Origin of the sequence: Saccharopolyspora sp. NPDC002686 (genome assembly GCF_040295745.1) — a bacterium.
Lineage (GTDB): Bacteria > Actinomycetota > Actinomycetes > Mycobacteriales > Pseudonocardiaceae > Saccharopolyspora > Saccharopolyspora oryzae.
Map to the genome: position 1 here is coordinate 1 of NZ_JBEOVY010000040.1, position 14,419 is coordinate 14,419.

Below are 14,419 nucleotides of genomic sequence, written 5' to 3' on the forward strand. Positions count from 1 at the left end.
CACCTACTTCTCCCACCCCCCGCGTTTTTGCCCGGCGCTGCCGTGCGCGGTCGGCGGGTGCACGGCGGTGGGGCGCCCCCCCCGCCGGGGCGGGCCGCCCCCACAGGGTGGGCTCAGATCAGGCCGAGCTTGCGAACCGTGTCGCGCTCCTCGACGAGCTCGTTGACCGAGGCGTCGATGCGGGCGCGGGAGAACTCGTCGATCTCCAGGCCCTGCACGATCTCGAACTTGCCGTCCCGGGCGGTGACCGGGAACGAGGAGATCAGGCCCTCCGGCACGCCGTAGGAGCCGTCGGAGACGACCGCGGCGGAGGTCCAGTCACCCTCGGGGGTGCCGTTGACCCAGGTGTGCACGTGGTCGATCGCGGCGTTGGCCGCCGAGGCCGCCGAGGAAGCGCCGCGGGCCTCGATGATGGCCGCGCCGCGCTTGGCGACGGTGGGGATGAACTCGTCGGCCAGCCAGGACTGCTCGACCTGCTCGGCAGCGATCTTGCCGCCGACCTCGGCGTGGAACAGGTCCGGGTACTGGGTGGCGGAGTGGTTGCCCCAGATCGTCAGCTTCTTGATGTCGGAGACCGACACGCCCAGCTTCTGCGCCAGCTGGGTCTGCGCCCGGTTGTGGTCCAGGCGGGTCATGGCGGTGAACCGCTCGGCAGGCACGTCCGGCGCGTGGGCCTGGGCGATCAGCGCGTTGGTGTTGGCCGGGTTGCCGACCACCAGCACGCGCACGTCCTCAGCGGCACCGGCGTTGATGGCCTCGCCCTGCGGCTTGAAGATGCCGCCGTTGGCCTCCAACAGGTCACCGCGCTCCATGCCCTTGCCGCGGGGGCGGGCACCGACCAGCAGCGCGACGTTGGTGCCGTCGAAGGCGGTGCGCGCGTCGTCGGTGATGTCGATGCTCTCCAGCAGCGGGAAGGCGCAGTCGTTGAGCTCCATCGCGGTGCCCTCGGCCGCCTTGACCGCCTGCGGGATCTCCAGCAAGCGGAGCTTGATCGGGGTGTCGGGCCCGATGAGCTGACCGGAAGCGATCCGGAACAGCAACGCGTAGCCGATCTGACCGGCCGCACCGGTGACGGTCACGGTGACGGGAGCTTTGGTCATGAGGTTTCGTTCTCCTGCTCGCCGGGTGATTGCCTAGCTCGGATGCTATCGCCAGCGGCGGAGCGCTGCGGTGGGCCCGCCACGGATCACAGTGGACGAGCCGCAGGACCGATTCAGCCCGCCGGTGATCACCACACCAGGGGTGGCGGTGCTGCCGCGGTACCACGTCCGGGGTCGTGCGGGTGAAGTCGCTGGTCGGGGCGTGCTTCGCGGGGTGATCGACCGGGCTGTGCCCGATGGCCGGCGGGTCGGGGAGATCCCGTCGGCCATCGGGCTGCGGTGGTGCGGGAGCAGCCGGATCAGGGGCCTTCGCACCACCCGTTGCAGGTGTAGAGCCAGCCGGCCCCGCAGCCGCCCACCCGCTTGCAGTCCTTGGTGGGCACGCAGCCCATCCAGCAGTAGTCGCTCTTGGTGCTGCACTGGCATTCGGTCTTGGCGATGCCGATGCCGGCGTCGGGTGGGCCGAGGGTGGCGATCAGGGACTGGGCTTGCCCGCCGAAGGCGGCGTTGACCTCGTGGCGCAGGTCTTCCATCGTCCGGTCCAGCTCGGGCGGAGCGGGCTGGGCGTACAGCGATTCGTCGCCGAGGACGTCCGCGGCGTGCTGCAGCACTCGCACCTGGTCCTTGGACAGGTCGGGGTGCGCCGTGCGGTACTGCTGGAGGTGGTCGACCCACAGGCGGCTCTTGGTGGCCGCCGGCGAGGCGTTGAAGATCGCCTTGCGGTAGGACATCGGGTGCTCGGCGAAGGCGGCGTAGGTCTGCGGGAGCTGGTCCTTGTTGGCCGCCACCCAAGCATCGGGGTCGTCGCCGTTGCCTCCGGACGGGCCGATCCTGGTCAGGCTGGCCGCGACGGCGAGTCCGGCGAGCAGCGGCAGGGCGCCGAGGCGTTTGCGGTGCGTGGTGTGGCGCGTCCGGCCTAGCGCGGTGAGCACGGCCAGCGTGGAGCGGGGGCCCAGGTGCCGGACCAGGGCGAGTCCCAGCGGGATCCCGGCCCAGGCGCGGGCGTGGCCGGAGCGCAGGTGGATCAGCGTGGGCGCCCACACCGGGTCCGCGCCGAGTGCCTGTTCGCGCCACGCCCGCACGTCCGGATGTGCCAGCGGGAGGACTTCGAGCTTGTCGCCGCTGGCGTCGGCCACGGCGCGGGACATGTTCCGGCAGACCCGGCAGGAGCCGTCGAAGGCCAGCACCCACCGGTCGGACGCGTTCGTCATCGAATCCCCCAAGTGTTCGAACATCTCATGCGGCATCCCCGTCGAACTCGCGCTCGTTCGCCGCTGGTGCTGCGCGAGTCCCTTGATGACCGTCCTGCGCGTGCGGCACGGCCACAAGGCACTGCCCATCCCGTGTTCAGGCCGGGACGTCCTCGCCGCTCTTACCTCCGTTTTCGCTCGTCGGATGGGAAATCCTGGGACACCGTCCGGCGGATTTCCGGAACGCGGCGATGAGTTCGCGCCGGTGGCGCGGTCTGAGTTGGTGGGCTTCGCGCACTGCCCGGCAGATCACCGATGGGAGGCACCACCGTGACCAAGCAGGACCAACCGCTCGCCGCTCCGGAGATCGTCGACCGCGAGCGGTTCGACGACGCACTGGCCGAGCAGGTGGCGGCGGAGAAGGAAGTCACGCGGCACAACGACCGGGTCGCGGCGAGTCGCCGGCGTCTTCCGATGGTCGAGGTGGACGACTACGCGTTCACCGGCCCGGACGGGCCGGTGCGGCTGACCGAGCTGTTCGGTGACGCGTACCTGCTGGTGGTGCAGAACGTGATGTTCGGTCCCGACTGGGACGAGGGGTGTCCGAGCTGCTCGTGGGCGGTGGACAACCTGCCCGCCGACATGCGGCGCATGTCCGATGAGGCGATGGCGTTCGCGCTGATCTCGCAGGCTCCGATCGACAAGCTCGAGGCCTGGCGCGCCAAGCGCGGCTGGGAGCACCTCTGGGTCTCGTCGTCGGGGACGACCTACCACTACGACTGGGGTTGGACGCAGCAGAACGAGCGGGGTGAGGAAGTGCTGCGGCCCGGCTACTCCTACTACTTGCTCAAGGACGGCAAGCCCTACCTGACCTACATGACCACGGCCCGCGGCGTCGAGGCGGTGCTGCCGGTGGCGCAGTTCATGGACCGCACCGCCTACGGGCGTCAGCAGGACTGGGAGGACAGTCCCGAGGGCTGGCCGCAGTACCCGACCTACGGATGAACCGAAGGCCAGCTCTGCGGAATTGGCCGTTCGCGCTGGTGATGGCGCCGCTTAGCGTCTCCTGCACGACGTGTGGAGGTGCGTGGTGGTCGGTGTTGGTGCGGTGGCCGGGATCGCGGTGGTGGCGTTGGGGCTGGTGCTCACCCCGGGGCCGAACATGTTCTACCTGGTGTCGCGGTCGTTGACGCAGGGCCGCCGTGCCGGTCTGGTGTCGCTGGCCGGTGTCGCCGCGGGGTTCCTGGTCTACGCCGCGGCGGCTTCGGCGGGCATCGCTGCGGTGTTCACGCTGGTGCCCTCGCTCTACACGGCCGTGCAGGTCGCCGGTGCGGCGTACTTGCTGTGGTTGGCCTGGCAGGCGGTGCGCCCGGGTGGGGTGTCGGTGTTCGCCCCGGCGGAGGTGCCCGAGCACGGGCCGGGGCGGTTGTTCGCGATGGGGTTGGTGACCAACCTGCTCAACCCGAAGATCGCGGTGCTCTACGTGTCGTTGTTGCCGCAGTTCGTCGATCCGGCGCAGGGTGCGGTGGCGGTGCAGAGCCTGGTGTTGAGCGTGGTGCAGATCGTGGTGGCGGTGTCGGTGAACGCGCTGATCGTGGTGACCGCGGGGTCGGTGTCGTCGTTGTTGTCGCGGCGGCCGGGCTGGTTGCGGGTGCAGCGCTACTTCATGGGCACGGTGCTGGCGGGGTTGGCGGTGCAGCTGCTGACCTCCCGCGCCCGCCCGGCCTGAGTCCGCCATGTCGAGCACCTTGCCGGGCCGGTTTGCGCAGGTCAGAGCGGTGTCGGGTCTGCTAGCTGCCGGTGCGCTCGCGGTGCTTGCACCCCGGCCAGCAGCAGGGGCGGCGCTGTCCTTCTTCCAGCTCCTCCTGCGTCCGGCGGATGCGGCGCTGGCGGGTCTTGTCCTGCTTGGCGTCCTCGACCCAGCAGATGAACTCGTTGCGGGCCAAGGGCGTGATGTCGTTCCACGCTTCGAGCGCGGTGGCGTTGCCGGTCAACGCTTCGCGCAGGTCGGTGGGCAGTTCGTGCACCACTCCGCCGGGTACTGGCTGGCTGTTCACCAGGCCACGGTAGCGGGCCTGGCGGCTCACGTCGGGGCTTGCGCGTCGAGCGTCGCCGAGGTGGGGATGGTGGCGTGGCGGACCGGGGAGGCGGCCAGGACTGCGGCCGAGGCGATCAGGCCGGCGATGCCGACCCACAGCGAGACGCGGTAGCCGGCGGCATCGGCGATGAGCCCGCCGATGGGGGCTCCGACGACGATCGCGCCGCGGTTGAGCGAGCGGATGGTGGTGTTCACCCGGCCCTGCAGCCGTTCGGGTGTGATGGCTTGCCGGTAGGCCATCTCGTTGGGTCCTTCCAGGCCCATGAGCACCCAGAACAGCAGTTGCGAGGTTCCCAGGACCACGATCGCCAGCGGGCTGGGGCCGGTGAGGGGGATCAGCAGCCACGGCAGCGGCATGAGCAGGCGGGTGGTGACCACGGTGCGTCCCGCGCCGAACCGCTGGCCGCTGCGGTTGGCCAGCGCTCCGCCCAGCACCGCCCCGGCTCCGGCGCAGGCGTAGGTGATGCCGAGCTGGACCTCGTCGAGGCCCAGTCCGTCGTCGGGGGCGCGCAGCACGTAGACGACGAGGATGGTGCTGAGCATGCTGTGGGCGAGCCACCACAGGTGCCCGGCCAGCGCTTGGGGCGCCAGCATCCGGTGCCGGTAGACCCAGGCGGTGCCTTCGCGCAGTTCGGTGAGCACGCTGCGCCGGGTTGCGAGGGGTGCGGCGTGCTCTCGGGTGCGGATGCGGGCCAGCAGGACACCGGAGATCAGGTAGGACAGCGCGTCGACGAGGATGGCCAGCGGTGCGCCGATCGCTTTGACCAGCGCGGCGGCCAGCAGCGGCCCGGTGGTTTGGGCGACGGCGTGGGACTGCTCCAGCCGCGCGTTGGCCGAGGTCAGCATCTCCACCGGCACCAGGCGGGGCAGGAAGGCCTGGTCGGCGGCGTCGAAGAACAGCGAGAGCACGCCGAGCAGGGCGGCGAAGGCGATGAGCACCGGCAGGGTGAGCAGTCCGGTGGCGTGCAGGAGCGGGATCGCGCACAGCAGGGCCGCGCGGGCGAGGTCGGCGCCGACCAGCATGGGTTTGCTGCGGTAGCGGTCGACCAGGACGCCGACGAACAGCCCCAGCAGCAGGTAGGGCAGCCAGCGTGCGGCGTTGAGCAGTCCGAGTTCGGTGGCGGTGGCGTGCAGGGTGACCGCGGCCAGGACCTGCAGGGCGAGGCTGGTGATGTAGGTGCCGAAGATCGAGGTGGTCGATGCGGTCCAGAACTTGCGGTAGTCACCGACATCGGCCAGTCGCATCATGATCAGCACACTAGCGACTTCGGGTGCCGGCAACGGCGGATTCCGGTTTACAGCATGCGTTTTCCGCCGCCGGCGTAGATGGTTTGGCCGGTGATCCAGCGGGCTTGGTGGGAGGCGAGGAAGACCGCCAGGTCGGCGATGTCGTCGGGGCGGCCGATGCGGCCCAGGGGGCTGAGCTCGGCGACGCGGTCGGCGAGGTCGTCGTTGAGCCAGCCGGTTTGCACCGGGCCGGGCGAGATGATGTTGACGGTGGTGCCGGCGGGGCCGAGTTCGACGGCGGCCGAGCGGCTCAGCGATTCCAGCGCGTTCTTGGTGGCCCAGTAGGAGATCTCGTCGGCGGCACCGGAGGCCGCGTCGGTGGAGATGTTGATGATCCGTCCCCAGCGGGCTTTGCGGCGCAGGTGGCGGCGGTGGAACTCGGCCATCAGCAGCGCGGGTGCGCGGGTGTTGACCGCGTGGTGGGCGTCGAGCCCGGCGGCGTCGACGGTGACCAGTCCGCGCACCGGCTCGGGCTGGAAGGTGTCGGGCACGCAGTGCGCGGCGTTGTTGATGAGGATTTCCACCGGCCCGAACGCGGTTTCGGCGTGGTCGAAGATCGTGGGCGCGGCGGCGGGGTCAGCGAGGTCGATGGCCAGGGATTCGGCGTCGGCTCCGTCGGCGCGCAGCGCGTCGCGCACGTGGTCGGTGTCGGTGGCCTTGGCGTTGCCGTAGGTGGCGTCCGCGCCGGTGACCGCTGTGCTCGGGGGTGTTTCGGGCAGCGAGGCGAGCACGACTTTGCTGCCCTGGCGGGCCAGCGCGCGGGCGATGGCCGCGCCGATGCCCAGCGGGCTGTTGGCGCCGGTGATCACGGCGACGCGGTCGCGCAGGCGGGGGTCTATCGGCACGAGGCCCTCTCTGGAGTTGGTGATCGGAATGGCCCGGCACCCGCGGTGGGTGCTCTTCGACGCGAGCGGGTCGCGGACAGCCCCGGACCCGGGGTGTTGTTGATCTTAGTGCCGTGGTCGTGGGCGTCAACGTCGTTGGGTGGGCGCGGGAATTGCATTGCCCGGGGCGGGGATCGCGGTGTAGACATTGGCGGGTGCTGCGCGAAGACGGTGCTGCGGACGGTGTTGTGGTGTTGCGTCAGGACACCACGACGGTGTCCTACGCGCCGGTGGTCGGTGTGCCTCGGCTGGCGCGGGTGCTGGAAGCCAGCGGCCCGGCGGTGCTCGAGGTGCTCTCGGCGGAGCTGCCCGGCTGGCGGGTCGGGGTCTCCGAACAGCTCGGCAAGCAGCTTGTGCGGGCCGGTGCGCGCATGGTGCGCCACGCGGCGACAATGCACCGCGACCTGCGCGGCGACCCACCACCGCCGCAGTGGGCCGAGCAGGCACCGCAGGCGCCGCTGCGGGTGGTGCCGTGCGACCGTCCGGCCAGCACGGTGCTGCCGGCGTGGCGCGAGGCCTACCCGCCGGGGCATCCCGACTGGATCGACGGCAGCGATCAGAAGCTGCTGACCGAAATGATCCAGCCCCTGCTGAGCGGCCGGGTGCTGGGTCCGGTGCTGGAGGCCAGCGCGCTGGTCGTCGACGGCGACGACGAGGTCGTAGCGGGGTTAGTGCTCAACGACTTCAACGGCACGGCCTGGATCGGAGACGTGTTCCGCCGCCCCGGAGCCGCCTACGCCGGGTTGGGCGGCATCCTGCTGCGCCGCGCGCTGGCGCTGACCGCGGCCCAGGGCTGGCCGGAGGTGGGACTGGCCGTCACGATCGACAACACCGCCCAGCACCGCTACGAGCAGCTCGGCTTCACCACCACCCAGACGTCGATGACCTTCGCCCTGGCCTGACCGCACGACGTGCGGTGTACAGTGGCGGGCGTGATTCGCAGTTCGTGCCAGGCTTGGTGGCGCTCCGGTTAGGAGCGGCCACCAGTGGTGCACGACATCAAATTTCCGGGCCGTTCGGTTGAACGGCCCTTTTTCGTGCCTCTCCCACGATCCCAGCGGGGCTTTCGGCCGAAGCCCGCCGAGGGGAATTCGGGAGAACCATGACCAGCCTGATCGAAACGGCCCCGGCCGCGCGGCGCAGCGCCGAGCTGGAGGAGCTCATCCAGCGCCAGCCCCAGCAGTTCCGGGTGCTCACCGGCGACCGCCCCACCGGCCTGCTGCACCTGGGCCACTACTTCGGCACCCTGCACAACCGGGTCCGGCTGCAGGACCAGGGCGTGGAGCTGATGGTGATCATCGCCGACTACCAGGTGCTCACCGACCGCGACATCGCCGAACACCTGCAGCAGCGGGTCGAGGACCTGGTGCTGGACTACCTGGCGGCCGGCATCGATCCGCAGCGGGCCACGATCTTCACCCACAGCGCGGTAGCAGCGCTCAACCAGCTGCTGCTGCCGTTCCTGAGCCTGGTGTCGGTCTCCGAGCTCAGCCGCAACCCGACGGTCAAGGACGAGATCGCGCATTCGCGGCAGGCCGCGGTCAGCGGACTGATGTTCACCTACCCCGCCCACCAAGCCGCCGACATCCTGTTCTGCAAGGCCAACCTGGTGCCGGTGGGCCAGGACCAGCTGCCGCACCTGGAGCTCACGCGCACCATCGCGCGCCGCTTCAACGACCGCTACCGCCCGTTGTTCCCGCAGCCCGAGGCGCTGCTGTCGGCGGCGCCGCTGCTGCTGGGCACGGACGGGACCAAGATGAGCAAGAGCCGCGGCAACGCGATCCTGCTGTCCTCCACTGCTGATGAGACCGCCCGGCTGCTGCGCGGCGCGAAGACCGATTCGCAGCGCCACATCACCTACGACCCGCAGGCCCGCCCCGAGGTGTCGAGCTTGCTGCTGCTGGCGGGGTTGTGCAGCGGACGAGATCCGCAGGAACTGGCCAAGGAGATCGGTTCGGGTGGTGCGGCGCTGCTGAAGAAGGTGGTCACCGAGTCGGTCAACGAGCACCTGGCTCCACTGCGCGCCCGCCGCGCGCAGTTCGCGACCGACCGCACCTACCTGCGCGAGATCCTGCGCCGAGGCAACGCCATGGCCAACGCCCTGGCCGAGCAGACCCTCGCGGAAGTGCGGGAGGCGATGGGCACCTGCTACTGACCGCACGGCGTGGTGCCACCAGGTCGTCCTGGCGGCACCACGCTGCTCAGCGGTGGCTGCTCAGCGCGCTCAACCGCCCGTCGCGCATCTCCACGACCTCGTCGGCGTGCTCGAGGTGCTCGGTGTCGTGGGTGACCATGACGGTGGCGACCTGGTGCTGGCGGGTGATCTCGGCGAGCAGTTCGACGATCTGGCGGCCGCGGTCGTGGTCGAGCGCGGCGGTGGGTTCGTCGACCAGCAGCACCGAGGGCCGGCCGCTGAGCGCGCGGGCGATGTTGACCCGCTGGCGCTCCCCACCGGAGAGCTGGTGCGGGCGGCGGTGCTGCTTGCCGTCCAGGCCCACCGCGGCCAGCAGTTCAGCAGCGGCACGCCGCTGCTGGCGCACCGACCGGCCGCGCATGTGGTGGGCCGCCAGGATCTGCTCGACCGCGGTCAGCGAGGCCAGCAGGTTGGGCTGCTGGAAGACGATGCCGACCTCCGCCAACCGCAGCCGGGCACGCCCGGCCGCCGACAGCCCACCGGTGTCGACGCCGCCGATGACCACCCGACCGGAGTCCGGGCGCAGCAGGGTGGCGGCCACCGCCAGCAGGCTGGACTTGCCCGAGCCCGACGGGCCCACGACGGCCACCAGCTGCCCGGCATCGACCTGCAGGTTCACCTCGTCCACGGCGGTGAGCACCCGATCCCCGTCGGGGTAGGTCACACGCAGATCGGTCAGCACGAGACTCATCGGGCAGCTCCCAGCGCGGTCAGCGGGTCGACGGAGGTGATGCGCCGCACCGCCAGGGCGGCACCGATCATGCCCAGCACGATCATCAACGCCACGGGCAGCACGGTCGTGGCAGCGGTGAGTTGGAACGGCACGACCTGCGCAGCGGCGGCACCCAAGCCCACGCCCACCGCGCCTCCGAGCCCAGCGCCGAGCAGCAGCACGATCACCGACTGGGCCAGCGCATCGCGCAACAGGTATCCGGTGGCACCGCCCAGCGCCTTGAGCACGGCGATGTCGCCGCTGCGCTGGATGGTCCACACCGTCATGAACGCGCCGATGACCAGCGCCGAGATCGCGTACAGCAGGCCCTGCATCATCAGCAGCGACCCGTTCTCCGAGGAGTAGGACCCGATGCCCGACAAGCTGCCGGCCACCGTCTCCGAGACCGTCCCGGCCGCGGCATCGGCAGCCGCGGGATCGGCGACATCAGCGGCGATGACGGTGGCCACCGCGGCATCCGCGCGGGGCGGCCGCAGCTGCGACCAGGTCTCCAACGTCGTCCACGCCACCGGCGTGTGGCTGTAGTAGGCGTCCTCCACGATCCCGCTGACGAGCAACTGCTCGGTACCTGCCTGCACGTGCTGGCCCACGGCCAGACCGTGCTCGTCGGCGAGCTCGCGGCTGATCACCACCGAGCCCGGCGCCACCTCGGCGGGGGACAGGCCCGCCCCGGGGCGCACCCCGAAGACGGTGGCCGCGGCACCCCCGGTGGGGGTGTCCAGACGGGTTTGGGTGATGCCCAACGGCTCGGCCCACCGCACGCCGGGCGCGCCGCGGTAGGAGTCCAGCTGGTCCTGGGTGATGGTGGAGTCGGCGAAGGACTTCTCCGGCGCCTGCCCGGTGGCGGCGCCGAAGGCGATGCGGGTGGCGGGCAGCTGCGTGATCGCCGAGGTCGACTGGTGGGCCAGGCCCGCAGTCAGCCCCGACAGCAGCACGATCAGCAACGTGATCAGCCCGACCACCGAGCCCATGAGTGCGAACCGCCCCTTGGCGAAGCGGATGTCGCGGATGGCGAGGAACACGGATGTTCTGCTTTCCGGTCGTGGTCGATTGCGGCTTCCAGCCTCGCCACCGCAGCCGCTGCTGACATCGCAGCTCGGATTGATTCACCGGCCACCACCGGGTGCACCCCGAACTCAACCGAACGAACGATGCCGGGCCGCACCCACGATGACTAGAAAGGTCCTGGTGAGCGCAGTGCAGGAGCAGCCGGGGACAGCAACTAGTGTTTCAGCGGTGCCCGACACGCCCTCCTCGCCCGGCCCAGGCCTGGCCGCGGTCCTGCGGCTGGTGCGCCTGGCCTTCCACGCCGGCTTCCTGCTGCTGCTGGTCATCGCCACCACCCGGGCCTGGCTGACCCACCCCACCGGGCCGATCGGCTGGCTGGCCGCAGGCGGAGCCGCACTGCTGACGATCGTCTACGGCGCAGGTGCACTGCTGCGCCCAGCGCTGCACCGCCGGTGGCTGGCGATGACCTGGCTGGCGGTGGTCACCGCCGTCTGGGCCGGACTGCTGATCATCAGCCCGGACTTCTCCTGGCTGGCGTTCCCGCTGTTCTTCCTGCACCTGCACCTGCTGCGCGGACGGCACGCACTGGTCGCGGTGGTCGTCGTGACCGGTCTCGTCGTGGCCGCCCAAGGCTGGCGCAGCGGCACGTGGAGCCTCGGCATGGTGCTCGGCCCGATCATCGGATCCGGCGTGGCCGTGATCATCACCTGGGGATACGCGGCCATCTACGCCGAGAGCCAACGCCGCCAGGACCTCATCGACGACCTCACCCGCACCCGCGCCGAGCTGGCCACCACCCAGCACCAAGCAGGAGTGGCCGCCGAACGCGAACGACTGGCACGCGAAATCCACGACACGCTCGCCCAAGGCCTGTCCAGCATCGTCCTGCTGCTGCGCGCCGCCGAAACCGCCCTGCCACCCGAGGCCGGCAAAGCCCGCGCCCGCATCACCGAAGCCCACCGCACCGCCGCCGACAACCTCGACGAAGCCCGCCGGTTCGTCCAAGACCTGCGCCCGCCCTCGCTCAGCGACGCCGGTCTGCCCCAAGCGCTGGACCGGCTGTGCACCAACACCGCCCGCGAAACCGGGATCGACTGCCACCTGCACACCAACGGCGCACCAGTCGCGCTGCCCTCCAGCTACGAAGTGGCACTGCTGCGCGCCGCCCAAGCCAGCCTGTCCAACGTCGCCCGCCACGCCCACGCCGCCACCGCAGTGGTGACCCTCGGCTACCTCGACACCGAGGTCACCCTCGACATCTACGACGACGGCACCGGCTTCGACCCCACCACGGCGCGCACGGCCACCGACGGCAGCGGCTACGGGCTGACCGGCCTGCGCGAACGCGTCACCGCGCTGGGCGGGTCGATGGCCGTGGAATCCGCACCCGGTGACGGCACAGCGGTGGCGATCCGGCTGCCCCTGACCCCCGAGGAGATCCGGTGATGGCCGATCCGCTGCGCATCCTGCTCGTCGACGACCACCCCGTGGTGCGGCGCGGCCTGCGCGCCATGTTCGACGACCGTCCGGACATGACCGTGGTCGCCGAAGCCGCCGACGGGCAAGCCGCCCTCGACGCCCTGGCCACCACCGAGGTCGACATCGTCCTGATGGACCTGCAGATGCCCACCGGCATGGACGGGGTCAGCGCCACCCGCCGCATCACCGCCGACGGCGGACCACCGGTGCTGGTGCTGACCACCTACGACTCCGACGCCGACATCCTCACCGCCGTCGAAGCCGGAGCCACCGGCTACATGCTCAAAGACGCCCCACCCGAAGAGCTGTGCCAGGCCGTGCAACTGGCCGCCCAACGCCAAACCGCACTGGCCCCCGGCGTCGCAGCGCGCTTGCTCGGGCACCTGCGCCGCCCGCAACCCGCGCTGAGCCCCCGCGAAGTGGAGATCCTGCAGCTGCTGGCGCAGGGCATGTCCAACCGGGCGCTGTCCAAAGCGCTGTTCATCAGCGAGGCCACCGTCAAGACCCACCTGGTGCACATCTACGACAAGCTCGGCGTCGACAACCGCACCGCAGCCATCACCACCGCCCTGCAACGCGGCATCATCCGCCCCCGCTGACGCTCAGCCCTCGAGGTAACCGAGCCCCCGCGCGGAAAGCCCGAACCCGGCCTCCACCGGCTCGACCAGACCGAGCTCCCGCAACCGCCACACATCGGACTTGCACCGCGAGACCGGCCGGTTGTGCTCAGCAGCCAGCTCCGCCGCACGGATGCCCGGCCGCTGCCGCAACACCTCCAGCACCTCCCGTGTCCACGGGCCCCGCGGAGCCGACACGTCCAACCGAGCCAGCTGCCGGTCGATCGACGCCCGCTCACGCCCGTCCAGCGCCACCGGCGGCTGCACCGGACGCGGGGCAGGATCGTCGAAGGTGAGCGCGAGGCGGTAGACCTCACCCCGGCCGTGCTTGTCCAGCGACGCCCGCAACCCCGCCGCCGAACCGAACCCGGCCCGCCGCGCATCGGCATCGGTGAGCCCGGCCGGATCGACCTGGTCCACCGCGGTGATGCCGATCAGCCCGACGGTGGTGCTCAACTGGCTGCCCGGTTCGGCCAACCTGCTGGGCCAGCGCAGGTAGGCCTCGGTGATCTCACCGGCCGCCACGCCCCGCAGGATCCGTTTGCTCAACACCCACCCACGCTAACCGCCGCCCCAGCCCAGCCCGCCAGATGATCACGAAACGGGTTCATCAACTTCCGCGGATCCGCCGGACCAGGGGAGAATCAGACCATGCTGCAGGTCTGCCTCAACGGCGCCCGGTCACCACGCGAGCACTACCACCTGCCCGTGCGGCCGGAGGAACTGGCCAAAGCCGCCGCCGACGCCGTCGCCGCAGGCGCCACCGACATCCACCTGCACCCCAAAGCACCCGACGGCACCGACAGCCTCGACCCGCACCTGGTCGCCGCCGCCCTGCGCGCGGTGCGCGCCGCCGCCCCCGGCATCCCGGTCGGCATCACCACCGGAGCCTGGACCGCCCCGGACACCACCACCCGCATCCGGTCCATCCGCGCCTGGACCGTCCTGCCCGACCACGCCTCGGTCAACTGGCACGAACCCGGCGCCGACGACGTCGCCGCCGTCCTGCTCGAACGCGGCATCGGAGTGGAAGCCGGCATCTTCTCCGGCACCGACGCCGACCAGCAGTTCCAACGCTCCCCGCACCGCCGCCGCGTACTGCGCATCCTCGCCGAGGTCACCGACCTCACCGCCCGCGGCGCGGCCACCACCGCCGAAACCCTGCTGGCCCGCCTGCACCCCGCGCCCGCACCGATCCTGCTGCACGGCGAAGCCGCCGGAGCCTGGCCCGTGCTGGCCGTCGCCGCCCGCCGCGGACTGGCCACCCGCATCGGCCTGGAAGACACCCTCACCCTGCCCGACGGCCAGATCGCCGCCGACAACGCCGAACTCGTCACCGCCGCCACCGCACTGCTTGAAGGAGAATCGTGACCAGCACCGACCACCACCAGCTGATCGCCTTGATGCCCTTCGCCGAGTCCCTGGGCGTGCGCATCTCCGCCGCCAGCCCGCAGGAAGTCCGCACCGAGCTGGACTGGGCGCCCCAGCACTGCACCGCAGGGGGAGTGCTGCACGGGGGAGCGGTCATGACGCTGGCCGACGCCACCGGCGCGATCTGCGCCTACCTCAACCTGCCCGACGGAGCCGGCACCGCCACCACCGAATCCAAGACCAACTTCTTCCGCGCCCTGCGCGAAGGCACCCTGCACGCGGTGAGCCGACCACTGCACGTCGGCCGCACCGCCATCACCGTGCAAACCGAACTGCTCGACACCACCGGCCGCCGCATCGGCCACACCACCCAAACCCAAGCCGTGCTCACCGCATGAGGCCGTCGACCGATCCAACAGCGCCAACTCCTGACCAACGCACTACGCGGGTCAGCGACT

General features: G+C 70.9%; 16 protein-coding genes. 8 read left to right on the forward strand and 8 right to left on the reverse strand.

The window, feature by feature from the left end; translation table 11 throughout:
* Positions 1-113 precede the first annotated feature (113 nt).
* Together ABTZ89_RS07945 and ABTZ89_RS07950 are read right to left on the reverse strand one after the other, a co-directional pair.
* On the reverse strand, positions 114-1,100 hold the full coding sequence (locus ABTZ89_RS07945; RefSeq protein WP_270950334.1) for a malate dehydrogenase: 987 nt from the start codon (positions 1,098-1,100) through the stop codon (positions 114-116).
* 299 nt (positions 1,101-1,399) lie between these two features.
* On the reverse strand, positions 1,400-2,311 hold the full coding sequence (locus ABTZ89_RS07950; RefSeq protein ID WP_351041600.1) for a bacteriocin fulvocin C-related protein: 912 nt from the start codon (positions 2,309-2,311) through the stop codon (positions 1,400-1,402).
* Between the two features lie 309 nt (positions 2,312-2,620).
* Between ABTZ89_RS07950 and ABTZ89_RS07955 the strand changes: the two genes are divergently transcribed.
* Together ABTZ89_RS07955 and ABTZ89_RS07960 are read left to right on the forward strand one after the other, a co-directional pair.
* Complete coding sequence (locus ABTZ89_RS07955) at positions 2,621-3,295, forward strand: DUF899 family protein (RefSeq protein WP_351041602.1); 675 nt, start codon at positions 2,621-2,623, stop codon at positions 3,293-3,295.
* An 85-nt stretch (positions 3,296-3,380) separates the two neighbouring features.
* Positions 3,381-4,019: a LysE family translocator gene (locus tag ABTZ89_RS07960; protein WP_351041604.1), complete on the forward strand. Its 639-nt coding sequence runs from the start codon at positions 3,381-3,383 to the stop codon at positions 4,017-4,019.
* Between the two features lie 61 nt (positions 4,020-4,080).
* On the opposite strand, the gene ABTZ89_RS07965 is transcribed toward ABTZ89_RS07960, so the two are convergent.
* The 3 genes from ABTZ89_RS07965 to ABTZ89_RS07975 are packed head-to-tail and all read right to left on the reverse strand — an operon-like array spanning position 4,081 to position 6,520.
* Entirely contained in the window at positions 4,081-4,347 is a 267-nt protein-coding gene (locus ABTZ89_RS07965; protein ID WP_351041606.1) for a YdeI/OmpD-associated family protein, read from the reverse strand.
* Positions 4,348-4,373: 26 nt separating this feature from the next.
* Positions 4,374-5,636, reverse strand: a complete 1,263-nt coding sequence (locus ABTZ89_RS07970) for an MFS transporter (protein ID WP_270950329.1) — start codon at positions 5,634-5,636, stop codon at positions 4,374-4,376.
* Between the two features lie 47 nt (positions 5,637-5,683).
* A complete protein-coding gene (locus ABTZ89_RS07975) occupies positions 5,684-6,520 on the reverse strand; it encodes an SDR family oxidoreductase (RefSeq protein WP_270950328.1) in 837 nt (278 codons plus the stop codon).
* A gap of 194 nt (positions 6,521-6,714) precedes the next feature.
* On the opposite strand from ABTZ89_RS07975, the gene ABTZ89_RS07980 reads away from it, so the two are divergent.
* Together ABTZ89_RS07980 and trpS are read left to right on the forward strand one after the other, a co-directional pair.
* The gene (locus tag ABTZ89_RS07980; protein ID WP_351041610.1) at positions 6,715-7,461 is read left to right on the forward strand and encodes a GNAT family N-acetyltransferase; all 747 of its coding nucleotides are present in this window, start codon (positions 6,715-6,717) and stop codon (positions 7,459-7,461) included.
* Positions 7,462-7,661: 200 nt separating this feature from the next.
* Positions 7,662-8,714 (forward strand): tryptophan--tRNA ligase, encoded by a 1,053-nt coding sequence (trpS, locus tag ABTZ89_RS07985; RefSeq protein ID WP_351041613.1) that lies wholly within the window; start codon positions 7,662-7,664, stop codon positions 8,712-8,714.
* Positions 8,715-8,760: 46 nt separating this feature from the next.
* On the opposite strand, the gene ABTZ89_RS07990 is transcribed toward trpS, so the two are convergent.
* Together ABTZ89_RS07990 and ABTZ89_RS07995 are read right to left on the reverse strand one after the other, a co-directional pair.
* Positions 8,761-9,444 carry an ABC transporter ATP-binding protein gene (locus ABTZ89_RS07990; protein WP_351041616.1) on the reverse strand — a complete coding sequence of 228 codons (684 nt, stop codon included), beginning with the start codon at positions 9,442-9,444 and terminating at the stop codon, positions 8,761-8,763.
* Positions 9,441-10,508, reverse strand: coding sequence for an ABC transporter permease (locus ABTZ89_RS07995; RefSeq protein WP_351041619.1), 1,068 nt, complete (start codon positions 10,506-10,508; stop codon positions 9,441-9,443). Before ABTZ89_RS07995 ends, ABTZ89_RS07990 begins: the two co-directional genes overlap by 4 nt.
* 166 nt (positions 10,509-10,674) lie before the next feature.
* Here ABTZ89_RS07995 and ABTZ89_RS08000 point away from each other — a divergent pair, with 166 nt between their 5' ends.
* Both ABTZ89_RS08000 and ABTZ89_RS08005 read left to right on the forward strand, forming a co-directional pair.
* Positions 10,675-11,940 carry a sensor histidine kinase gene (locus ABTZ89_RS08000; RefSeq protein WP_351041622.1) on the forward strand — a complete coding sequence of 422 codons (1,266 nt, stop codon included), beginning with the start codon at positions 10,675-10,677 and terminating at the stop codon, positions 11,938-11,940.
* Positions 11,940-12,572 (forward strand): response regulator, encoded by a 633-nt coding sequence (locus ABTZ89_RS08005; protein ID WP_351041625.1) that lies wholly within the window; start codon positions 11,940-11,942, stop codon positions 12,570-12,572. Before ABTZ89_RS08000 ends, ABTZ89_RS08005 begins: the two co-directional genes overlap by 1 nt.
* Positions 12,573-12,575: 3 nt before the next feature.
* Here the strand turns inward: ABTZ89_RS08005 and ABTZ89_RS08010 are convergent, their stop codons facing one another.
* A complete protein-coding gene (locus ABTZ89_RS08010) occupies positions 12,576-13,142 on the reverse strand; it encodes a hypothetical protein (protein ID WP_351041628.1) in 567 nt (188 codons plus the stop codon).
* 99 nt (positions 13,143-13,241) lie between these two features.
* On the opposite strand from ABTZ89_RS08010, the gene ABTZ89_RS08015 reads away from it, so the two are divergent.
* Together ABTZ89_RS08015 and ABTZ89_RS08020 are read left to right on the forward strand one after the other, a co-directional pair.
* Entirely contained in the window at positions 13,242-13,961 is a 720-nt protein-coding gene (locus ABTZ89_RS08015) for a 3-keto-5-aminohexanoate cleavage protein (RefSeq protein ID WP_270950320.1), read from the forward strand.
* Positions 13,958-14,359, forward strand: a complete 402-nt coding sequence (locus ABTZ89_RS08020) for a PaaI family thioesterase (RefSeq protein ID WP_502949520.1) — start codon at positions 13,958-13,960, stop codon at positions 14,357-14,359. Before ABTZ89_RS08015 ends, ABTZ89_RS08020 begins: the two co-directional genes overlap by 4 nt.
* The last annotated feature ends 60 nt before the right edge of the window (positions 14,360-14,419 follow it).

Bases quoted from the DNA above. Each gene is read 5' to 3' on its own strand.
- ABTZ89_RS07990 (WP_351041616.1), bottom strand. From the start codon at position 9,444: ATGAGTCTCGTGCTGACCGATCTGCGTGTGACCTACCCCGACGGGGAT.
- ABTZ89_RS08015 (WP_270950320.1), top strand. From the start codon at position 13,242: ATGCTGCAGGTCTGCCTCAACGGCGCCCGGTCACCACGCGAGCACTAC.
- trpS (WP_351041613.1), top strand. From the start codon at position 7,662: ATGACCAGCCTGATCGAAACGGCCCCGGCCGCGCGGCGCAGCGCCGAG.
- ABTZ89_RS08005 (WP_351041625.1), top strand. From the start codon at position 11,940: ATGGCCGATCCGCTGCGCATCCTGCTCGTCGACGACCACCCCGTGGTG.
- ABTZ89_RS07950 (WP_351041600.1), bottom strand. From the start codon at position 2,311: ATGACGAACGCGTCCGACCGGTGGGTGCTGGCCTTCGACGGCTCCTGC.
- ABTZ89_RS07945 (WP_270950334.1), bottom strand. From the start codon at position 1,100: ATGACCAAAGCTCCCGTCACCGTGACCGTCACCGGTGCGGCCGGTCAG.
- ABTZ89_RS07970 (WP_270950329.1), bottom strand. From the start codon at position 5,636: ATGATGCGACTGGCCGATGTCGGTGACTACCGCAAGTTCTGGACCGCA.